This is a genomic window from Bosea vestrisii (genome assembly GCF_030144325.1).
In the GTDB taxonomy this organism is placed as follows: Bacteria; Pseudomonadota; Alphaproteobacteria; order Rhizobiales; family Beijerinckiaceae; genus Allobosea; species Allobosea vestrisii_A.
In genome coordinates this window covers 343,577-361,798 of record NZ_CP126308.1, presented here as the reverse complement: position 1 = coordinate 361,798, position 18,222 = coordinate 343,577, and the positions used below count along the sequence as shown (strand labels likewise).

Sequence of the window (18,222 nt, the reverse complement as noted above, 5' to 3'; positions counted from 1 at the left end):
AGCATTTCCCTGGAGCTCGCGATTGCTCCAAGCCGTCATCAGAGAGCATGATCGAGAGCGCGATGTCCCACGTCACCAATACCCCGTCGGCAGTTCTGAGCCTGCGCGACTGGCTCGATCGGCTCGCCGCCAGCGATCGTCTCGCCGTGGCGAAGCCCGGAATCGGGCTGGTGCACGAGATCGCTGCGGTGGCGAACCGGCTGGACGGCCGCAAGGCCAGCTTTTTCCCGCAGCCGGACGGCCATCACGGCTCCGTCGTTTCAGGCTTGGTGTCGAGCAGAGCATGGATGGCCGAGGCGCTGGGCGTCTCGCAAAGCGAGTTGGTGCGCCATTTCCAGAAGGCGGCCGCCAACCCTCTGCCCCTCAACGAGATCGAAAACGCGCCCTGCCAGGCTGTCGTGCACGACCGCGACATCGACATCCTGAAGCTCATGCCGGTGCCGACGCTGAACGAGCATGACAGCGGGCCGTACATCTCCGCCGGGCTGATGATCTCGCGCGATCCCGCCACCGGCGCGCAGAACGTCGCCATCCTGCGCTGCCAGATCAGCGGGCCGGCCCGGATCGGCGTCCTGATCCTGCCACGCCATACCGACCTGTTCTACCGCAATGCCGAGCAAGCCGGGGAAGGGCTGGAAGTGGCGCTGGTCGTGGGCGTCGATCCCGCGACGCTGCTCTCCTCGCAGGCGATCGTCGCCGCCGGTCAGGACGAGCTTGAGATCGCTGGCGCGCTGGCCGGGCGTCCGCTCGACGTCGTGCGCTGCAAGACCAACCGCGTACTCGTGCCGGCGCAAGCCGAGATCGTCATCGAGGGGCGCATCCTGCCGCAGACGCGGGAGCCCGAGGGTCCGTTCGGCGAGTTTCCGCAATATTACGGCGAGCGTGCACACCGGCATGTCTTGCATGTTGAGGCCGTAACCCATCGCGAGAAACCGATCTTCCACACCATCGTCGGTGGCGGGCTGGAACATCTGCTTCTCGGCGCCATCCCGCGCGAGGCGACGATCCTGGCGACGCTGCAGCGCAGCTTCCCGAACGTCCAGGACGTCCACCTCGCGCTCGGCGGCGTCGGCCGGTACCACCTCTACGTCAAGCTGAAGCAGACCCAGACCGGCGAGGCCAAGAACGTGCTGCTCGGTGCCTTCGCCGCGCATTATGACATCAAGCACGCGGTCGTGGTCGACACTGATGTCGACATCCACGATCCGCAGGAAGTCGAATGGGCGGTCGCGACCCGCTTCCAGGCAGACCGCGACCTCGTCGTGATCTCGCATTCGCAGGGCTCGAAGCTCGATCCGTCAACCGACTCCGGCGTCGGTGCCAAGATGGGGCTCGACGCCACGATCCCACTCGACGCGCCCGAGATGAAGTTCAAGCGCATCCGCGTGCCCGGGCAGGAGAGTGTCGATCTCGATGCGGTGATCGTCGGCGGTTCCGACTGGCGCGAGGCGCTGGGGCGCTGAGCGAGTTGTCTTAGGCCTCAGCCGCTGCGCTGACCCGCGGTGATGCGGGCGATGCAGGCAGCAACGAGCGCGCGGAACGACGCTTCGGAACCGGCGACCGCCATTGCGGCGCTCTTCGGCAGACAGACGGCCAGATTGCCGGCGACGAGGTTTCCTGCCGCCTGCGAGCGGGCCCGCGCCTGCGCCCATTCGACCAGCATCTCGAGTTCGATCCTTTCTGCCGCCAGCTCGCTCGCCTTGATGCGGTCGCGGAGCGACGCGACCTCGGGCCTGGCCATCGCCGGGGAGGTCTTCAGCTCGGTCCTGATGGTTCGCAGAGGCAGGACAGCCTGCTGACGCCAGGGCCGAACCAGCATGGCGGCGGCTGCCGCATCGTCGGGCGACAGGGCCGCGCCTTCGCTCGCCAGCCAGCCGGCGAAGAGCAGCAGAACGACGTCCGCATCGAACTCCTGCTGCAGCTTCAGGCAGGCTTCCCGAACGCCCGGCGCGGCATAGACGCTGCTGATGAAGCGCCAGCTATCCTCGCGGGCGCTCACGCCTCCTCCCCACTGCGGCGTGGCCGCGGGCCGACGGCCTCGCCCCAGCGCTTCACCGTGCCCGCCTCGATGCCGAACAGGTCGAGCATCCGCCCGACACTGTGATCGATCATCTCGTCGATGGTGCCGGGCCGGGCATAGAAGGCAGGCACCGGCGGAGCAATGATTGCGCCCATCTCCGAAAGCTGAGTCATGCTGCGCAGATGGCCCGTGTGAAGCGGCGTCTCGCGCACCATCAGCACCAGGCGGCGGCGCTCCTTCAGCACGACGTCGCCGGCGCGGCTGAGCAAGCCCGAGGTGACGCCGGTCGCGATTTCCGACATCGAACGGATCGAGCAGGGCGCGACCAACATTCCGAGCGTGCGGAACGAGCCCGACGAGATCGCCGCGCCGATGTCCTGCTGTGCATAAACGACGTCGGCCAACGCCTTGACCTGCGCGACCTTCAGATCGGTCTCATGGGCGAGCGTGATCTCGGCCGAGCGCGACATGACGAGATGCGTCTCGACGCCGGCCGCGCGCAGCAATTCGAGGGCGCGCACGCCATAGACGACGCCCGACGCGCCCGAGATGCCGACGATCAAACGTGGTGTCACGTCGTTCATGAGATTCCTTAGGCCGCAACGACCCCGGCATTGAGATAGATGTGCTTGAGCTCGGTGAAGTCGGCAAGCCCGTCGAAGCCGTGCAGACGGCCCAATCCGCTCTGACGATAGCCGCCGGTCTCGGCCTCGGCGAAGAGCTTGTTGTGGTCGTTTATCCAGACCGTGCCGTTGCGCAGGGCACGGGCGATCCGCATGGCGCGCGAGACATCACGGGTCCAGACGCTGGCCGAAAGGCCGAAGACAGTGTCGTTCGTCTTGGTGACGGCCTCGGCCTCGCTCTCGAAGCGCTCCAGAACCAGCAGCGGGCCGAAGATCTCTTCCTGGGTGAAGAAGGCCTTGGTGTCGGCATGAGCGACGAGCGACGGGGTCAGATAGGCACCGGCCGCAAGCACGGCGCCAGGTACGCTTCCGCGCAGCACGACCTCGTCAGTAAGATCGAACGCTTCCTCTATCCGGGCGCCGACCTTGTCGCGTGTGGCGTGGTCGATCAGTGGGCCGATCTGCGTGGCAGGATCGAGGCCGGGGCCGACAGCCAGCGAAGAGAGCGCTGCGCGCAGGGCCGCCTTCATCTCGTCATAGCGCGAGGCATGCACCAGCACGCGCCGTGCGGCCGTGCATTGCTGGCCGGAAATGATCGTGGCGGCGGCGGCGATCTGCGGCGCGATGGCGGTGATATCGACATCCTCGAAGACCACGCAGCACGATTTACCGCCGAGTTCGAGCGACAGCTTCTTCATGGTCGGCGCGGCGGCGGCCATGATTGCCTTGCCGGTCTGGGTGGAGCCGGTGAAGCTGAGCACGTCGACATCGTCGGAGAGCGTCATCTCCCGCGCCGCCTCGTGGCCGGTCTCGGCGACCATGTTGCAGACTCCGGCAGGGGCGCCCGCTTTCGCCAGCTCCATCAGGAAGGCGGCGGTGAAGAGCGTGGTCTGGGGCGCGGGCTTGACGATCGTGGTGCAGCCGACGGCGAGCGCCGGCGCAAGCGAGCGCACGAGAAGCACGGCCGGCGCGTTCCACGGCACGATGATCGCGGCGACACCGGCAGGCTCGCGCAGCATGGTCGAGAACACACCAGGTTCGATCTCCAACACATGGCCCGGCACGTGCCGGGCGAGGCCGGCATAGTACCGGATCTCGGAGATCGCACCGGCCATCTCGCCCCTGGACTGGGCGATGGCCTTGCCGTTCTCCAGCGTCAGAAGGCGGGCGAGTTCATCCTTTCTGGCTTCGAGCCGCACCGCCCACGCCAGCAGCACGTCTTGTCGAAGCCGCGGATTCTGCGACCATGACGGATCGAAGAAGGCGCGCTTGGCGGCAGCGATGGCGGCCAACCCTTCAGCCTGCCCGCCTGCGGCGAAACGGCCGATGCTCGCTCCGGTCGCGGGATCGAGGCTGTCGGCGAGCGCGCCGTCCTGCGAGGGAAGCCATTGGCCAGCGATCCAGTGATGGGCGGTTTCGATCGTCATCTCGGGCCTCGCCTCGCCATTCCGGCAGATCAGTCCGAGCCGATGATAAATAAGCGGCGCTATCAGCGACAATAGAGATGCTTGATACGGGCTATCAGGCGAATCCGTAGACTTCCAGCACCTCCGCAGCCGCCGCCAACTCACGGCTCATCACCTCGATGAACAGGCGCGAGGCTTCCGAGAGCGGGCGGCGCGGATTATGGACGCAGACGAGCTGGCGGGTGATGCGCGGCGCGACGATCCGGTGGGCGCGCAGGCTGCCGTCCTGAAGGCTGCGGTGGACGGCAATGGCGGGCAGCACGGACATCAGGTCGGACTGCCGGATCAGCCCCTCGATCGCGGCGACGGCATCGACTTCGAGCCGAATCGACAGCCCGATGTTCTCCTCGTCGGCGATGTCGTCGATGATGCTGCGCAGCCCCGTCGCCTTCGAGGGCAGGACGAGCGGAAGACCGGCGAGATCGCGGAACAGCAGCGGCGACGGCAAGTCGCGGCCGCTATCGGCCTTGGCGACAAGCACCATCTCCTCGTGCAGGAGATCGATCGTGGGAAGATCGATACGCCGCCGCATCTTGTTGACGATGGCGAAGTCGAGCGTGCCGCCGCGAACCTGGTCGATATGCGTCGTCGAGTAACCGTCGCAGGCCGAGACCTCGACGCCGGGATACTGTCGGGAGACAATGGCGAGCGTGCTGGCGAGCACGCTGGTCGTCACCGAGGCGACAACGCCGACGACGATGCGGCCGATGATCGCGTCGGAGCGGCTGGCGACGCGCCGCTTGGCGTCCGCGATGTCGCGCAGCAACGGCGAGAAGAGCTGGTAAGCCAGCACGCCGGCCGGCGTCGGCGTCATGCCCTGTGATGAGCGCTCGAACAGCTTTTGCCCGAACTCGTCTTCGAGCTTGGAAATCTGCATCGACAGCGCCGGCTGGACGACGTTCATCCGCCGCGCCGCGCGCGTCGTCGATCCCTCCTCGTAGAGGCTCAGGAAATAGTTGAGCTGGCGCAGATCCATGCGGCGATGCTATCATCGAGCGTGATCAGGTGGCCATACCCTATCATACAGGATGGCTGTTGCCAGCGCTGCCAGCCCCCGTCTTCGCGAGGCCAGCTGGCATCAGCGAGCGGGGTCGCTTACTTCGCGGCAAAAATGCCCGCCTCTTTGATGATCTTGGCCCATTTCGCGATCTCGGCCGAGACGAAGCTCTTGAACTCGTCGCGCGAGGAGTATGTCGGTTCGACGCCGATTTCGAGCAGCCGCTTCTGCACCTGAGGATCGGCCATCGTCACCTTCACGGCCTCGTCGAGGCGGGTCAGGATAGCCGCGGGCGTGCCCTTCGGCGCGGCGAGCCCAAACCAGGCATAGGATTCGTAGTTCTCCACGCCGGCCTCCGCCATGGTCGGAATGTCGGGGAAGGCCTTGCTCCGCTGCTTGGTCGTCACGGCGAGCGGCTTGGCCTCCTTCGAGTTGATCTGGGCGATGACGTTGGGGATCAGCTGGAAGCTGACGGGAACGTCACCCGTCACCAGATCGAGCGCGAGCTGGCTGCCCGAACGATAGGGCACATGGGTCATGCGCGTGCCCGTGACCATGTCGAAATAGGCTGCGGCGAGATGTTGCGACGAGCCCGGCCCGACCGAGGAGTATGCTACCACGCCGGGCCGCTCCTTCACATAGCGGATGAACTCCTGCACATTGGAGACCGGCACCTTGGCCGGATTGACGACCAGAACGTTGACGAGGTTGGCGACCGGCGAGATGAATTCGAAATCCGCCTCCGGATCGTAAGGCAGGCTGTCGAGCGTCTTGTTGACGACGAAAGGGCCGGGGGCGGCGAAGACCAGCGTATAGCCGTCTGCCTGCGAGCGGGCTGCCGCCGCGGTGCCAATATTGCCGCCCGCACCGGCGCGGTTCTCGACCAGGATTCGTTGGCCGAGCACCTCGCCCAGTTTCTCCGAGACGATGCGGGCGATGGTGTCGCTGGCGCTGCCGGCGCCGAAGGGCATGATCAGCTTGACCGGCTTGTCGGGATAGGTCTGGGCTATTGCGGCCTGTACGGTAAGCCCGGTGGCCAGGGCGGCGATTCCCGCCAGCTGCAGCATGAATCGAATCGTCATGGATGGTCTCCCTCTCGTGACCGGTCGAAACGCCGGCTCTCTTCGGTGTTCCGTGGTGGCGGGCACCTCGGCGACCCCGGGCCTCAGACCGCGATGAGCTGCATCAGGCTTGTGCGGTCGGCGTCGTTCTCCGCCTCGCCGCTGAAGACGATGCGGCCGCGCTCGACCACATGGAACCGGTCGGCGACGGAGAGCGCCTCGTGCACGTTTTGCTCAACCAGCAGGATGATCGCGCCCTGATCGCGCAATTCACGCACGATCGCAAAGATCTCGGCGACGATCATCGGGGCTAGTCCCTCGCTCGGCTCGTCGATCAGGACCAGGCGCGGCTTGCCAACCATGACCCGGGCCATGGCTAGCATCTGCTGCTCGCCTCCCGACAGGGTCGTGCCGAGCTGGTGGCGGCGTTCTCCGAGCCGGTGGAAGCGGTCGTAGATGCCCTCGATCGTCCGCTTTTTATCCTTCGACGAGCGGCCCTTCACCTGGAGCAGGCCGAGCGAGATGTTCTCCTCGACAGTCAATCCCGGGAAGATGCGCCGGTCCTCCGGCACGAAGCCGACACCGGCATGGCAGATCCGGTCGGGCGTCAGCCCGGCCAGCGTTTCGCCCCCCAAAGTGATCGCCCCCTCGCTCGGCTTCAGCCAGCCGGCAATGGTCTTGAGCAGCGTCGTCTTGCCGACGCCGTTGCGGCCGAAGATGCCGATGACTTCACCGGGCCGGGCCGTGATGTCGATCCCCTGGATGATGTGGCTGAGCCCGTAATGGCTGTGCAGTCCGCTGATCTGGAGCATGTCAGTGATGTCCGAAATAGGCGGCCTGCACCGCAGTGTCGGCGCGCACGACATCCGGTGCGCCCTCGGCGAGCTTGCGGCCCTGATGCATCACGACGACATGGTCCGACAGGCTCATGACGAGGCCGATATCGTGCTCGATGAGCAGGACGGTCACATCCTCGGTCAGGCTGCGGACGAGTTTGGCGGTGTCGGCGGTATCGCCATGGCTCATCCCCTGCGTCGGCTCGTCGAGCAGCAGGATCTTTGGCTCCGAGGCGAGGCAGACCGCGATCTCGAGCCGGCGCTGGTCGCCGTGAGAGAGATTGCCGGCCAGGTCGTCGCGTTTGTGGGCGAGCTGGAAGCGCTCCAGCATCTGGTTGGTCTTGGCCATGGCGCGCTCCGAACGGCGGATCGGCAGGAAGGCGCGCGAGGCCGGCTCCAGCAGTTGCGCCGCCATGCGCAGGTTCTCGGCGACCGTCAGTTCAGAGAACAGGTTGGTGATCTGGAAGGAGCGCGACAGGCCTGCGGCCTTGGTGCGCTCTGGGGCCGCACCGGTCATGTCGACGCCGTCGATCATGACCTGGCCGCGATGGGGCTTGAGCGCCCCGCTGATCAGGTTGAACAGCGTCGACTTGCCGGCGCCGTTGGGGCCGATGACAGTTGTGATCTTGTGACGCTGCGCCTGGAAGCTGACCTGATCGACGGCCTTCAGGCCGCCGAACGAAATGCCGAGGTCGCGGATATCGAGGACGGGCGTCATGATGCGGCGCTCCCGGATTTGGCGATGGCCTGCGTCAGGCCGATCGGCTCGACCGGGACAGGCGCGGCCTGCGGCTGGCGCGACAGCCAGCCCTCGATGGAAGGCCGGACGAACCCGACGAGCCCCTTGGGCAGGAACATCACGCAGGCCATGAAGAGCGCGCCGATGACGATGAGATGATGCTCGGTCCAGCTGCCGATGATCGATTTCAGGATGACAAGCAGGACCGAGCCGTAGATCGCCCCGATCAGCGTGCCGACGCCGCCGAGAATGACCGAGATCACCGCATTGCCCGAGGTCGCAAAAAACATCAGCTCCGGCGAGACGAAGCCGCGCAGCATCGGATAGAGCGCACCCGACAGCCCTGCGATCAGCCCCGCCAGCACATAGGCCGCCATCCGGGCACGCCAGACCGAATAGCCCAGGAACGGCACGCGCTTCTCATTGGCCTTCAGCGCGGTGAGGACGCGGCCGAACGGCGTGTCGAGGAGATAGGCGGTCAGCGCGTAGAGCCCCATGATGATGGCGAGCACGATCAGGAAGAAGCCGACCGGGCTACCCGCCGAGACCGAGAACGGGCCAAACCCGATCTCGATCACGGGGATGCCGATCATGCCGTCCGAGGCGCCGAGCTCGCGCGTGTTGTAGACGACCTTGGCCATGACCTGCGCCAGGCCGAAGGTGATCAGCGCGAAATAGACGCCGCGCACCCGGTTGGCGATCAGCCCGCCGATGACGGCCGCCACCAGCGTCGCCAGGAAAGCCGCGCCCATCGCGAGCCAGAAGGAGGGGGCCTTCATCAGGGTCAGCGCCGAGACATAGGCGCCGATGCCGAAATACAGCGCCTGCCCCAGCGAGAGCGCGCCGGAATAGCCGAGCAGCAGGTCGACCGAGAGGGCGAGCCCGGCGAAGATCAGCGCTTCCGTGCCGAGCCGCAGATAGAAGGTGTCGCCGGTCGCAGCGCCCATGGCTGCAAGGCCAAGCGCGGCGAGGACAAAGAGCAGCGCGAGCAAATGGCTCGCGCGCATGGATTGCGTCAGCCGGTCATGCATGGCCGAGCCTCCCGAACAGGCCCTGCGGGCGGAAAACCAGAAAGGCGACCATGGTCCCGAACACGATCGGGTCGGTCCAGACCGGCGAGATGACGAGGCTCGCGAGCGCCTGCACCTGCGTCAGCAGGAGGCCGGCGACGACCGCGCCCCAGATCGAGCCCATGCCGCCGACGATCACCACCGTGAAGGCAAGCAGGATGAAGTCGCGCCCCATGGTGGGGAAGACCGAGTAGATCGGCGCGAGCAGCACGCCCGCCAGGCCTGCGAGGCCGACGCCGAAGGCGAAGGTGCCGGCGTAGACGAGCGAGACCGGCACCCCGAGCGAGGCCGCCATGTTGCGATCGAAGGCGGCGGCGCGGACCATCGCGCCCAGCCGCGTCTTGTAGACGACAAAGGCCACGCCCAGCACGATCGCCGCGCCAACCAGAATGAGGAAGAGCCGGTAGTTCGGCAGGATGATGCCGAAGAACTCGCTGGCGCCGGGGATCGGCGTGGGCGGGCGCTGGGTGTTGGCGCCGAAGATCACCTTCAGTACATCCTCGACGATGAGGCCCAGTCCGAAGGTGACGAGCAGCGTGGTGACGTGGCGGTCCTTGGTGTCGAAGACCGGCCGGATCAGCAGCCGTTCCGCGGCCATGCCGAGCGGGATCATCAGGACCGGCACCAGCACAAGCAGGAACCAGAAGCCGATGCCGGCCGCGCCGAGCGCGAGCGCCGCATAGGCGCCGATCGCGTAGAACTCGCCATGGCTCATGTTGATGACGTCGAGCATGCCGAAGATGATGGTCAGCCCCAGCGCCACCAGCACGACCGCGACCCCGAGCGCGAGCCCGTTCACGACCTGCGGGGCGAGGACGAATTGGAGATAGTCGATGGGGGACATGGCGGGGCCTTGATGAAGGGCTCGGCGCGATCTCCCCTCCCCACGAGGGGGAGGGGTCGTGCCGTGGCTGCTCAGAACCGCGTGCAGGCGTCGGGGCCGATGGCGCTTTCCGAGGAGACGTTGTCGATGATGTCGAACTTGCCCTTGGTCACGCGCACCACGTACATCGGCTGCATGGCCTGGTGGTCGCCGGCGCGGATGGTCTTGGTGCCCTGCGGGGTCTGCCAGCTCAATCCGCGCAAGGCCTCGCGAACCTTGTCGGTCTCGGTCGAGCCCGCCTTCTCGACGGCAGCCTTGTAGGCGAAGAGCAGGCCATAGCTATCGGCGCCGTAGAGGTCAGGATCGGTCTTGTTGGCCGCGCGGAAGGCCGCGACGAATGTCTTGTTCTCGGGCGAGTCGATCTGCGGCGAGTAGCCGACGCCGGTGGCGAAGCCCTCCGCGGCCGCGCCGATCGCGGTGATGTTCTGCGAGGTCACGGTGCCGGACGCACCGACCACGGTCAGGCCCGAAAGCAGGCCGAAATCCTGCAGCTGCGTCAGCAGCCGCACCGTGTCGTTGCCGGCGACGGAGGTGTAGACGACCTGCGGCCGCGAGGCGCGGATCTGGCCGAAATACTGAGTGTAATCCTTGGAATCGAGCGGCGCGAAGACCTCGCCGCCGCTCTGCGCCCCACCTTTCTCGGCGCTCGACTTGAAGGCCGCGACGGTGGAGCGGCCCATCTCGTAGTCGGGGCCGAGATAGAAGACCTTGGCCTTGGGCTTCTCCTTGGCGAGCCAGGCCGCGAGCGCCACAGACTGCTGCTCGGCGCGCGCGTTCACCCGGAACATGTTGGGCGAGCATTTGTCGGTTGTGATCGAGTCGGCGAAGGAGACCGTCGTCGCCGCGAGCTTGGCATTGCGCTCGGCGAGCTGGGCGACGGCGAGCGTCGAGCCGGAATTTACGGTACCGGTCAGGAAATCGACCTTTTCGACCTGAAGCAGCTTCTCGGCCTTTTGCACTGCCACGGACGGGTTGGCTTCCTCGTCCTCGAACAGCAGATTGACCTGCCGACCGGAAATGCCGCCGGCCGCATTGATTTCCTTCGCCGCAAGTTCGAGCCCCCAGCGGACCTGTTGGCCGATCGGCGTGTAGGTGCCCGAAAGCGGGGTGACGACCCCAATCTTGATCGGCCCGGACTGTGCGAAGGCGGGCTGCGACAGCGCGGTCGCGGCGAGCAGGGCGGCGGCGGTGAGCCGAATGATGATATTCATGGCGATATCCTCCCGTTGGACGTGTTTGCGCGGGCAGGTTAGACCCTGCTCAAGCGGCCACGCGGACGGGTTCGTCCGTGCGGTTCTTGATGGCGATCCTTAGTTTCGCGACGCAGAGAAGCCTGTCGTCGACGGCCCGTAGATGTACCTCCCAATTATGGGTGCGCCGGCCAAGGCAGAGCGCCTGCACCGTCACGCGCACCGTTTCGCCAACCATGACGCAGCCGCAGTGATTGGCGCTGAGGTCGAGGCAGGCGGCGTCATGCAGCCGTTGGCCCATGATGGCGTGGCTCGCCAGCATGCCCGTGGCTTCCGCGATCGCCAGGGCGATGCCGGGCTGGAGCCGGCCGTCATGTCCGGCAATCTGCGTGCGAACCGGCAGCTCGGCCGCGAGCATGTCCGCATCGAGCGCGACCAGGCGCAGGCCGAGATGATCGACGAAGGAGCCCCGCGCCAGACGGGCGAGCTCCTTCAACGTCGCCTCCTGCCAGCCTTGGTCGCTCACGGTCGCGAACTCGCCCGCCATGGCGTCAGCTCCCGATGAATTTCGGAGCGCGCTTGGCGTGGAAGGCCTCGACGCCCTCGCGGAAGTCGTCGGACTGGCGCAGTCGGCTGTAGCAGTGCCCCTCCAGCTCGATCGCGATGGCGAGCGTCGTGTCCTCGGTGTCGTTGAGGAGCTTCTTGGCGGTACGCTGGGCGATCGGCGAGAAACTGCGCAGTTCGTCGACCAGCCGATCGGTCGCCGCTTCCAGCTCGGCGTCGGGCACGCATTCGGTGGCGACGCCCCAGTCATAGGCCTGCCGCCCCGAAATGCGCTTCGAGCGCATCACAATGTCCTTGGTCCGGGTGATGCCGACCATCTTCTGCAGCCGGGCGGAACCGCCCGAGCCCGGTATCTGGCCGAGCTTCTGCTCTGGCAGCGCGTACTGGCAGGACTCGGAGACGATGCGGAAATCGCAGGCGAGCGAGATCTCGAAGCCGACACCGAAGGCATAGCCGCGATTGGCGACGATGACCGGCTTGGTGCAGCGCGCCGGGGCGGCGATGTTCCAGGCGAGCTTCGAGACATGCTCGGGCGAAGCCTCGAGGAAGCCCTTGATGTAGCCGCCGGAGGAAAAATTCTCGCCGATCGCGCGCAGCACGATGACACGAACGCGGTCATCTTCGTCCAGCGCCTCGAAGACCTTCCGCAACTGGTCGCGCTGCGGCATCGAGATGACGTTCATCGGCGGGCGGCTGAGGATGATGTCGGCGCGCTCGCGGGCGGCGTCGATCTCGACGCTGAAGCCGTCGAGGCCGGTCAATGCGGGGTGGATCGGGGCTATGGCGTTCATCGGGCGGGCCTTTCGGTCGGGGACGGGGGATGAGGCGATCATTCGGCGGTGAGGCCGGGTTCGGGTTCGTACTCGCCGGCGACGAGTTGGCGGCGCAGCAGCTTGCCCACGGGCGATTTCGGGATTGCCTGAATGAATTCGAAGCGGCGCGGGCGCTTGAAATTGGCGAGCCCGGTCGCCTTGCAGTGTTGGTCGAGTTCTTCGGCGGTGACCGGGCCGGCGCGCTGAACGAAGGCGACGACGATCTTGCCCCAGCGCTCGTCGGGCAGGCCGACGACGGCGACCTCGGAGACGCCGGGGTGCAGCGAGAGGCAGCTTTCGATCTCGACCGGCGAGACGTTCTCGCCGCCGGTGATGATCATGTCGTCGACGCGACCGGAGACGTAGAGGTCGCCCTCGGCATCGAAGAAGCCGGTGTCGCCGGTGAAGTACCAGCCGTCGCGCAGTGACTTGGCATCGGCCTCGGGGCGCTTCCAGTAGCCCTCGAAGGCCTCGTCGCTCGCGGCCAGCGCGACGATCTCGCCCTCTTCGCCGGGAGCGGCGAGATCGCGCGCCGAGACCGCGCCGAGCTTGACGACGCGGATGAGCTGATTCAGCCCGGCCTTGCCGGCGCAGCCGGGCTTGGCCGCGGCCTTCTGGTTGATCGTGAAGGTGTAGATTTCCGACGAGCCGTAGTGATTGACGAAGAGCTCCGGCGAAAAGGCCTCGGTGAGCTTGTTGAGCAGTCCGTCCGTCATCGGCGCGCCCGCGAAGCCGAGCTTGCGCACGCTGGTGACGTCCGTCTGAGCGAAGCGCGGATGGTGGACGACGTCGTGATAGAGCGTCGGCACGAGATAGAGGTTGGTGATCGCTTCCGCCTCGATCAGCGCCAGCGCCTGGCCCACGTCGAAGCGTGGCAGGCAGACGAAGACGCCGCCGATCAGCGACATGGCAATCAGCGAGCGCACGCCCATGGTGTGATAGAGCGGCATGACGCCGAGCGTGCGTTCGCCATGCGCATAGAGATTCTGGGCGACATGGGCGAGGCCCGCCATACGCTCGGCCCGGTGTCGGCGCGGCACGCCCTTGGGCTTGGCCGTGGTGCCGGAGGTATAGAGCATCAGCGACCAGGCATCGGCGCGCGCGCGCGGAGTCGCAGTTGGAGCTGGCACGGCCACCATCTCGGCAAATGTCAGCTCCGCCGGCCTCGCATCGGCGCCGATGGAGATGCGCGGGATTGAGGTCGCGAGCCGGCTCTCGGCCATGGCCTGCCCGGCGACCGCCTCGAACGCGATCGCCCTAGCCTCGCAATTCTCGATGACGAAATCGATCTCGTCGGGCTTGGCGCGCCAGTTGATCGGCACGATCGTCAGCCCGGCAAACTGGCAGGCCCAATGCAGGCTCGCCGCCTCCCAGCGGTTCTGAAGCACCGTGACGACATGGTCGCCCGCCTTCAGGCCCATGCCGTCGAAGGACGCGACCAGCGACGATATGCGCCTAAGCCATTGCGAATAGCTCAGCCGGACATCGCCATCGACGATGGCGAGCGCATCGGGATCGCGTGCGACGCTGGCCATGAAGCTGGTGCCGAGATCAAACATGTGCAGCTTCCGGGAGGGACGGCGCGGCGCGCAGCTGGGCGGCGGCTTCGAGCGCGGCCCGGATGATCGGCGTATAGCCGGTGCAGCGGCAGAGATGGCCGCCGACGACCTCGCGCAGCTGCTCTTCGCTCGGATGAGGCTGCTCGCGCAGAAAGGCGTCGAGCGAGATCAGGATGCCGGCGGTACAGAATCCGCATTGCAAAGCGTGATGACGGCGGAAGGCCGCCTGCATCACCGAGAGCCTGTCGGCAGCGGGCGCGAGCCCTTCAACCGTCCTGACCTCGCAGCCCTCGAGCTGGACCGCTAGCGTCAGGCAGGCACGCGCCGGCGCGCCGTCGATCTGGATGGTGCAGGCCCCGCAGACGCCATGCTCGCAGCCGACATGGGTTCCGGTGGCGCCAAGGTCATGGCGCAGCGCATCGGTCGCGAGCAGGCGCGGTTCCGCCTCCAGTGAAACCGGCCTGCCGTTCAGCATGAAGGCGACGCGATGGCGCGTCGTGGCGCTCAGGCGCGACATGACAGCGCCTCCGCGATCGTGTCGCGGCCAAGCGAACGCACCAGGTTGCGGCGCAGACGGGCCGTGGCATGGACATCGTCGCGTGCGTCGAGGTCCCAGGCGAAGGCATTGAGCGCGTCGGAGAGCGCGGTGCCTTCAAGCAGTGGGAAGCTGCGGCGCTCAGGCTTGTCGGCGACGCCGGCAACCGCAAAATGGATCGCATCGCGCGTCGCGACCGCCGCGCAGCCGACGATGGCGAAATCGCCGTGGCGGCGCGCGACCTCCTTGAAGGCATGACCGGTTCCGGCCTTGGCGGTCGGGAAGGCGACCGCCTCGATCAGCTCGTCGTCGCTCTTGTCGGTCACCATCATGCCGGCGAAGAAAGCGCTCGCTTTCACGGTTCGGCTCTTCTTGCGCGAGCGCAGCCTGATCTCGCCGTCGAGCGCCACGAGACAGAGCGGAATCTCCGCGCTTGGATCGGCATGGGCGGCCGAGCCGCAGACGGTGCCTCGCGCCCGTGTCTGGTAGTGCCCGAGCCAGGGCAGGGCAGCCGCCAGCAGCGGCAGTTCGGCAGCGAGGTTGGGCCTGCGCATCAGCGCGGCCTGCCGCACCCCGGCGGGCACCACGATGGCATCGCCTTCGCGCCGAACCTGGTCGAGCCCGGGAATGCCCATCACGTCGATCAGCACGGCGGGCTTCGCCAGCCGCATGTTCAGCATCGGCAGCAGCGACTGTCCGCCGGCGATGATGCGGGCGTCCGATCCGTGTCGGCTGAGCGCATCCAGCGCCTCGGAGAGGTCGCTGGCGCGGATATAGTCGAAAGCGGCGGGCTTCATGCCCGCCTCCGCAACAGGCGGGCGAAGAAGCCGGTCTTCGCGCTTTCGGGGGCAGCCTTGCGCGCGAGCGCCGCGAAGAACTGTCCGATGATCGCCTTGGCCGCGCCATCGAGCAGGCGTCCGCCAATGGCCGCGACCTTGCCGCCGACCGCCGCTTCATAGGTATAGGAGATGATGGTGAGCCCGTCTTCGCCAGGCGACAGGCTGACGCGGCCGGAACCGCCGCCGGTGCCGAGCGCGCCGGAGACCGAGCCGGTCAGCGTCGCGGCCTTTGGCGGATCGAGGTCGCAGAGCTTGATCTCGGCCTTGTAGCGACCCTTCACCGGACCGACGCCGAGCGTCACATCGGCCTTGAAATACGTCTCCGAAAGCTTCCTGACGCCATTGCAGCCGGGGATGATCGAGGCCAGCTGGTCGGCGTCGAGCAGCATCGCCCAGATCGCTTCCGGCGTGGCCGCTACCCTGGCCTGCCCTTCGCCGCGCAGCGTGCGATCGCCGGGCTTGGCTGCGCCCAGGCCGGCCCCCCGGTCGCGATGGGCCTCGGGCAAAGCGGGCTCCGGAGCGGCGATTAGCGCGGCGACGCGGGCAGGGGTCAGCGGCAGGTTCAGTTCCGCGACGCCGAGCGCGTCGGCCACCGCATTGGCGAGGCAGACCGGCGTCGACATGCAATTGCCTTCGCCGACGCCCTTGGCGCCGAGCGGCGTGAAGGGCGAGGGCGTCTCGATATGCAGGATCTCGATATCGGGCGTTTCGGTCGCGGTCGGCAGCAGGTAGTCGGCGAAGGTGCCGGTCAGGAAAGCGCCGTCATCGGCATAGGCGAGTTCCTCGTAGAAGGTCGCGCCGAGCGCCTGCGCGAAGCCGCCCCTGATCTGGCCTTCGACCATGCCGGGATGCAGCACGCGCCCGCAGTCATGCATGGTGACATAGCGATCGATGCGGACCTTGCCGGTTTCGACTTCGACCTCGACGCCGGCCATGTCGAAGATGAAGCCATGGCAGAGCGAGGAATTGACCTCATCGATCTCGGTTGGAGCGGACAGCTCCGGGGGCGTCCAGAAGGCGGTCTCGCGGATCGCCTGGTCGACGCCGTCGGGCAGCAGCGCAGGCGACCAGTGCGAAAGAGCGGCGACGCGGCCGAAGGGGGAGCGTGTTGGCCGCGTCGCCCTTGGCGAAGACGGCGCCGCCGGCAAAGCCGATCTGCCCGGGCGGGACGTCGAGCTGGCTTCCGGCGATAGCAGCCAGCTTGTCGCGCAGGCGGGTCGCAGCCAGATGCGCTGTACCGGCGACGGCGGCCGCAAAGCGGCTCGAATAATTCCCCGATGCGATCGACCAGGCGTCCTTGCCCGTATCGAGATCGGCGACGACGTTGACCGCCTCACGGGGCAGGCCGAAGACATCGGCCACGACCTGCGCCAGCACCGTGCGATGGCCCTGTCCCTGCGGCACCGAGGCGACATGGACGCTGACCGAGCCGACGGGATCGAGCGACACGGTTGCCGTCGCCTGCGCGCCGTTCTTGGGCCCGGCCTTCTTCCGCTCGGCGGCGGTCAGGACCGTGGTGATATAGCCCATATTGGAAACGCTGGGCTCGACGGCCGCGGCAAAGCCGATGCCGTAGCATCTGCCGGCGGCGCGGGCTTCGTCGCGACGCCTTTCCAGCTTGGCGAGCCGGCCTTCGGCCGTAGCGAGATCAACTGCCTTCACATAGTCGCCGGAATCGTAGAGCGCGCCCGAGGCCGTGCGATAAGGAAACGCCCCGCTTTGAATGAGGTTGGCGCGGATGACGGCCAGCGGATCAAGCCCGAGCTCGACGGCGATGCGCTGCATCAGCCGCTCCAGCGCATAGTAGACCTGTGGGCCGCCGAAGCCGCGCACGAGACCCGTCGGAGCCTTGTTGGTCAGCACGACGCGGTTGCGGATGGCGAGATTCCGAATGTCGTAGGCCCCGGTCAGGTTGCCATGCATGCGGTAGAGCGTGGCGGGCTCGGGCGCCCGCGGATAGGCGCCGCAATCCTCGACCTGGTCCCAGTCCAGCGCAGTGATGCGGCCCTCGCTCGTGACGGCGGCCTTCAGCGTGGTGACGCGGTTCGTCGCCGCCACTGCGGCGCTCAGATGCTCCAGCCGGTCCTCGATCCACTTGACCGGGGCCCCCGCCATCCGCGCGGCGACGCCGATCAGCACCGCATAGGGCGCGACGCCCTGCTTGACGCCGAAGCTGCCGCCCGAATCCGGCGGCATGCGTAGGCGCAGCCGGTTGCCGGGGACCTTCAGGCAGCGCGCCATCACCGCATGGATGCTGAACGGCCCCTGGAAATTGGCGAGGATCTCGTAGGCGTCCTCATGGGGATCGTAGTCGGCGACGACGCCGAAGGTCTCCATCGGCGAGCCGGTGTTGCGCGGATAGGCGATGGAGACTTCGACGCGGTGCGCGGCTGCCGCGAAGGCGGCCTCCGGCTCGCCATAGCGAAAGGACCGGTCGCTGACGAGATTGGCCCCGGCTTTGTCGTGGAGGACCGGCGCATCGGCCTCAAGGCTCGCCAGCGGATCGATGACACAGGGCAGTGGGCCATATTCGATCTCGATCGCGTCCAGCGCGTCCTCGGCGAGATAGCGGTCCAGCGCGACGACGATCGCGACCGGCTCGCCGACATATCGCACGCGCTCGACCGCCATCGGCCAATTCTCGACCGCGACCTTGAGGCCGGCCACCATCGGCGTCGTCAGCCTCGCGAGGTCATGCCCCGTGACGATCGCGGCGACGCCCGGCATGGCAGCGGCGGCCGCGCTGTCTATGGAGAGGATGTCGGCATGGGCATGGGGCGAGCGCAGGATGGCGGCATGGAGCGTGCCGGGCCTGATCCCGAGATCGTCGATGAAACGGCCACGACCGGTCAGCAGGGCCGCGTCCTCGACGCGCTCCACCGATTGTCCCGTCCATGAAATCGTCTCTGGCCGCACCGACGCCTACTCCCGATGACGCACTCTTGAAGGGCGTCTGGGGCAGGAGACTCGGCGATCAGCGGTCGTCGCGCGATCCCGCAGGGTCTCGCGACTTACCGAAAAGTCTCAA

At 67.0% G+C, this 18,222-nt stretch carries 18 protein-coding genes; 1 reads left to right on the top strand and 17 read right to left on the bottom strand.

Translation table 11 applies throughout. The features are described from left to right. The first annotated feature begins 62 nt into the window (after nt 1-62). Complete coding sequence (locus tag QO058_RS30920; protein ID WP_284173296.1) at nt 63-1,463, top strand: UbiD family decarboxylase; 1,401 nt, start codon at nt 63-65, stop codon at nt 1,461-1,463. Between the two features lie 17 nt (nt 1,464-1,480). On the opposite strand, the gene QO058_RS30915 is transcribed toward QO058_RS30920, so the two are convergent. The 17 genes from QO058_RS30915 to QO058_RS31290 form a co-directional block, all read right to left on the bottom strand. Continuing rightward, a complete protein-coding gene (locus QO058_RS30915) occupies nt 1,481-1,999 on the bottom strand; it encodes a TIGR02444 family protein (protein WP_284173294.1) in 519 nt (172 codons plus the stop codon). Then, nucleotides 1,996-2,604, bottom strand: coding sequence for a UbiX family flavin prenyltransferase (locus QO058_RS30910; RefSeq protein WP_284173292.1), 609 nt, complete (start codon nt 2,602-2,604; stop codon nt 1,996-1,998). Before QO058_RS30910 ends, QO058_RS30915 begins: the two co-directional genes overlap by 4 nt. Nucleotides 2,605-2,612: 8 nt before the next feature. After that, nucleotides 2,613-4,070, bottom strand: coding sequence for an aldehyde dehydrogenase family protein (locus QO058_RS30905; RefSeq protein ID WP_284173290.1), 1,458 nt, complete (start codon nt 4,068-4,070; stop codon nt 2,613-2,615). Nucleotides 4,071-4,164: 94 nt separating this feature from the next. Next, nucleotides 4,165-5,085 (bottom strand): LysR family transcriptional regulator, encoded by a 921-nt coding sequence (locus tag QO058_RS30900; RefSeq protein ID WP_284173288.1) that lies wholly within the window; start codon nt 5,083-5,085, stop codon nt 4,165-4,167. Nucleotides 5,086-5,204: 119 nt separating this feature from the next. Further along, nucleotides 5,205-6,188 (bottom strand): Bug family tripartite tricarboxylate transporter substrate binding protein, encoded by a 984-nt coding sequence (locus tag QO058_RS30895; protein WP_284173286.1) that lies wholly within the window; start codon nt 6,186-6,188, stop codon nt 5,205-5,207. Nucleotides 6,189-6,271: 83 nt separating this feature from the next. Next, a complete protein-coding gene (locus QO058_RS30890) occupies nt 6,272-6,979 on the bottom strand; it encodes an ABC transporter ATP-binding protein (protein ID WP_284173285.1) in 708 nt (235 codons plus the stop codon). Nucleotide 6,980: 1 nt separating this feature from the next. Continuing rightward, nucleotides 6,981-7,721 carry an ABC transporter ATP-binding protein gene (locus QO058_RS30885; protein WP_284173283.1) on the bottom strand — a complete coding sequence of 247 codons (741 nt, stop codon included), beginning with the start codon at nt 7,719-7,721 and terminating at the stop codon, nt 6,981-6,983. After that, nucleotides 7,718-8,773: a branched-chain amino acid ABC transporter permease gene (locus QO058_RS30880; protein WP_284173282.1), complete on the bottom strand. Its 1,056-nt coding sequence runs from the start codon at nt 8,771-8,773 to the stop codon at nt 7,718-7,720. Before QO058_RS30880 ends, QO058_RS30885 begins: the two co-directional genes overlap by 4 nt. Further along, nucleotides 8,766-9,656 (bottom strand): branched-chain amino acid ABC transporter permease, encoded by an 891-nt coding sequence (locus QO058_RS30875; RefSeq protein ID WP_284173280.1) that lies wholly within the window; start codon nt 9,654-9,656, stop codon nt 8,766-8,768. Before QO058_RS30875 ends, QO058_RS30880 begins: the two co-directional genes overlap by 8 nt. Before the next feature lie 71 nt (nt 9,657-9,727). After that, the gene (locus tag QO058_RS30870; RefSeq protein WP_284173279.1) at nt 9,728-10,906 is read right to left on the bottom strand and encodes an ABC transporter substrate-binding protein; all 1,179 of its coding nucleotides are present in this window, start codon (nt 10,904-10,906) and stop codon (nt 9,728-9,730) included. 49 nt (nt 10,907-10,955) lie between these two features. Further along, nucleotides 10,956-11,432 carry a PaaI family thioesterase gene (locus tag QO058_RS30865; protein WP_284173278.1) on the bottom strand — a complete coding sequence of 159 codons (477 nt, stop codon included), beginning with the start codon at nt 11,430-11,432 and terminating at the stop codon, nt 10,956-10,958. A 4-nt stretch (nt 11,433-11,436) separates the two neighbouring features. Further along, nucleotides 11,437-12,240: an enoyl-CoA hydratase/isomerase family protein gene (locus QO058_RS30860; RefSeq protein WP_284173277.1), complete on the bottom strand. Its 804-nt coding sequence runs from the start codon at nt 12,238-12,240 to the stop codon at nt 11,437-11,439. Nucleotides 12,241-12,278: 38 nt separating this feature from the next. Beyond that, entirely contained in the window at nt 12,279-13,820 is a 1,542-nt protein-coding gene (locus tag QO058_RS30855; protein ID WP_284173275.1) for an AMP-binding protein, read from the bottom strand. After that, on the bottom strand, nt 13,813-14,337 hold the full coding sequence (locus QO058_RS30850; RefSeq protein WP_284173274.1) for a (2Fe-2S)-binding protein: 525 nt from the start codon (nt 14,335-14,337) through the stop codon (nt 13,813-13,815). Before QO058_RS30850 ends, QO058_RS30855 begins: the two co-directional genes overlap by 8 nt. Beyond that, nucleotides 14,325-15,152 carry an FAD binding domain-containing protein gene (locus QO058_RS30845; protein WP_284173273.1) on the bottom strand — a complete coding sequence of 276 codons (828 nt, stop codon included), beginning with the start codon at nt 15,150-15,152 and terminating at the stop codon, nt 14,325-14,327. The genes QO058_RS30850 and QO058_RS30845 overlap by 13 nt, the downstream gene beginning before the upstream one ends. Next, nucleotides 15,149-16,249, bottom strand: coding sequence for a xanthine dehydrogenase family protein molybdopterin-binding subunit (locus QO058_RS31295; RefSeq protein WP_347976789.1), 1,101 nt, complete (start codon nt 16,247-16,249; stop codon nt 15,149-15,151). Before QO058_RS31295 ends, QO058_RS30845 begins: the two co-directional genes overlap by 4 nt. Next, a complete protein-coding gene (locus tag QO058_RS31290; protein ID WP_347976723.1) occupies nt 16,167-18,074 on the bottom strand; it encodes a xanthine dehydrogenase family protein molybdopterin-binding subunit in 1,908 nt (635 codons plus the stop codon). The genes QO058_RS31295 and QO058_RS31290 overlap by 83 nt, the downstream gene beginning before the upstream one ends. Between the last annotated feature and the right edge of the window lie 148 nt (nt 18,075-18,222).

Bases quoted from the DNA above. Each gene is read 5' to 3' on its own strand.
- QO058_RS30910 (WP_284173292.1), bottom strand. From the start codon at position 2,604: ATGAACGACGTGACACCACGTTTGATCGTCGGCATCTCGGGCGCGTCG.
- QO058_RS30880 (WP_284173282.1), bottom strand. From the start codon at position 8,773: ATGCATGACCGGCTGACGCAATCCATGCGCGCGAGCCATTTGCTCGCG.
- QO058_RS30895 (WP_284173286.1), bottom strand. From the start codon at position 6,188: ATGACGATTCGATTCATGCTGCAGCTGGCGGGAATCGCCGCCCTGGCC.
- QO058_RS30875 (WP_284173280.1), bottom strand. From the start codon at position 9,656: ATGTCCCCCATCGACTATCTCCAATTCGTCCTCGCCCCGCAGGTCGTG.
- QO058_RS30865 (WP_284173278.1), bottom strand. From the start codon at position 11,432: ATGGCGGGCGAGTTCGCGACCGTGAGCGACCAAGGCTGGCAGGAGGCG.
- QO058_RS30870 (WP_284173279.1), bottom strand. From the start codon at position 10,906: ATGAATATCATCATTCGGCTCACCGCCGCCGCCCTGCTCGCCGCGACC.
- QO058_RS30860 (WP_284173277.1), bottom strand. From the start codon at position 12,240: ATGAACGCCATAGCCCCGATCCACCCCGCATTGACCGGCCTCGACGGC.
- QO058_RS30900 (WP_284173288.1), bottom strand. From the start codon at position 5,085: ATGGATCTGCGCCAGCTCAACTATTTCCTGAGCCTCTACGAGGAGGGA.
- QO058_RS30845 (WP_284173273.1), bottom strand. From the start codon at position 15,152: ATGAAGCCCGCCGCTTTCGACTATATCCGCGCCAGCGACCTCTCCGAG.
- QO058_RS30920 (WP_284173296.1), top strand. From the start codon at position 63: ATGTCCCACGTCACCAATACCCCGTCGGCAGTTCTGAGCCTGCGCGAC.
- QO058_RS30850 (WP_284173274.1), bottom strand. From the start codon at position 14,337: ATGTCGCGCCTGAGCGCCACGACGCGCCATCGCGTCGCCTTCATGCTG.
- QO058_RS30885 (WP_284173283.1), bottom strand. From the start codon at position 7,721: ATGACGCCCGTCCTCGATATCCGCGACCTCGGCATTTCGTTCGGCGGC.
- QO058_RS30855 (WP_284173275.1), bottom strand. From the start codon at position 13,820: ATGTTTGATCTCGGCACCAGCTTCATGGCCAGCGTCGCACGCGATCCC.
- QO058_RS30890 (WP_284173285.1), bottom strand. From the start codon at position 6,979: ATGCTCCAGATCAGCGGACTGCACAGCCATTACGGGCTCAGCCACATC.
- QO058_RS30905 (WP_284173290.1), bottom strand. From the start codon at position 4,070: ATGACGATCGAAACCGCCCATCACTGGATCGCTGGCCAATGGCTTCCC.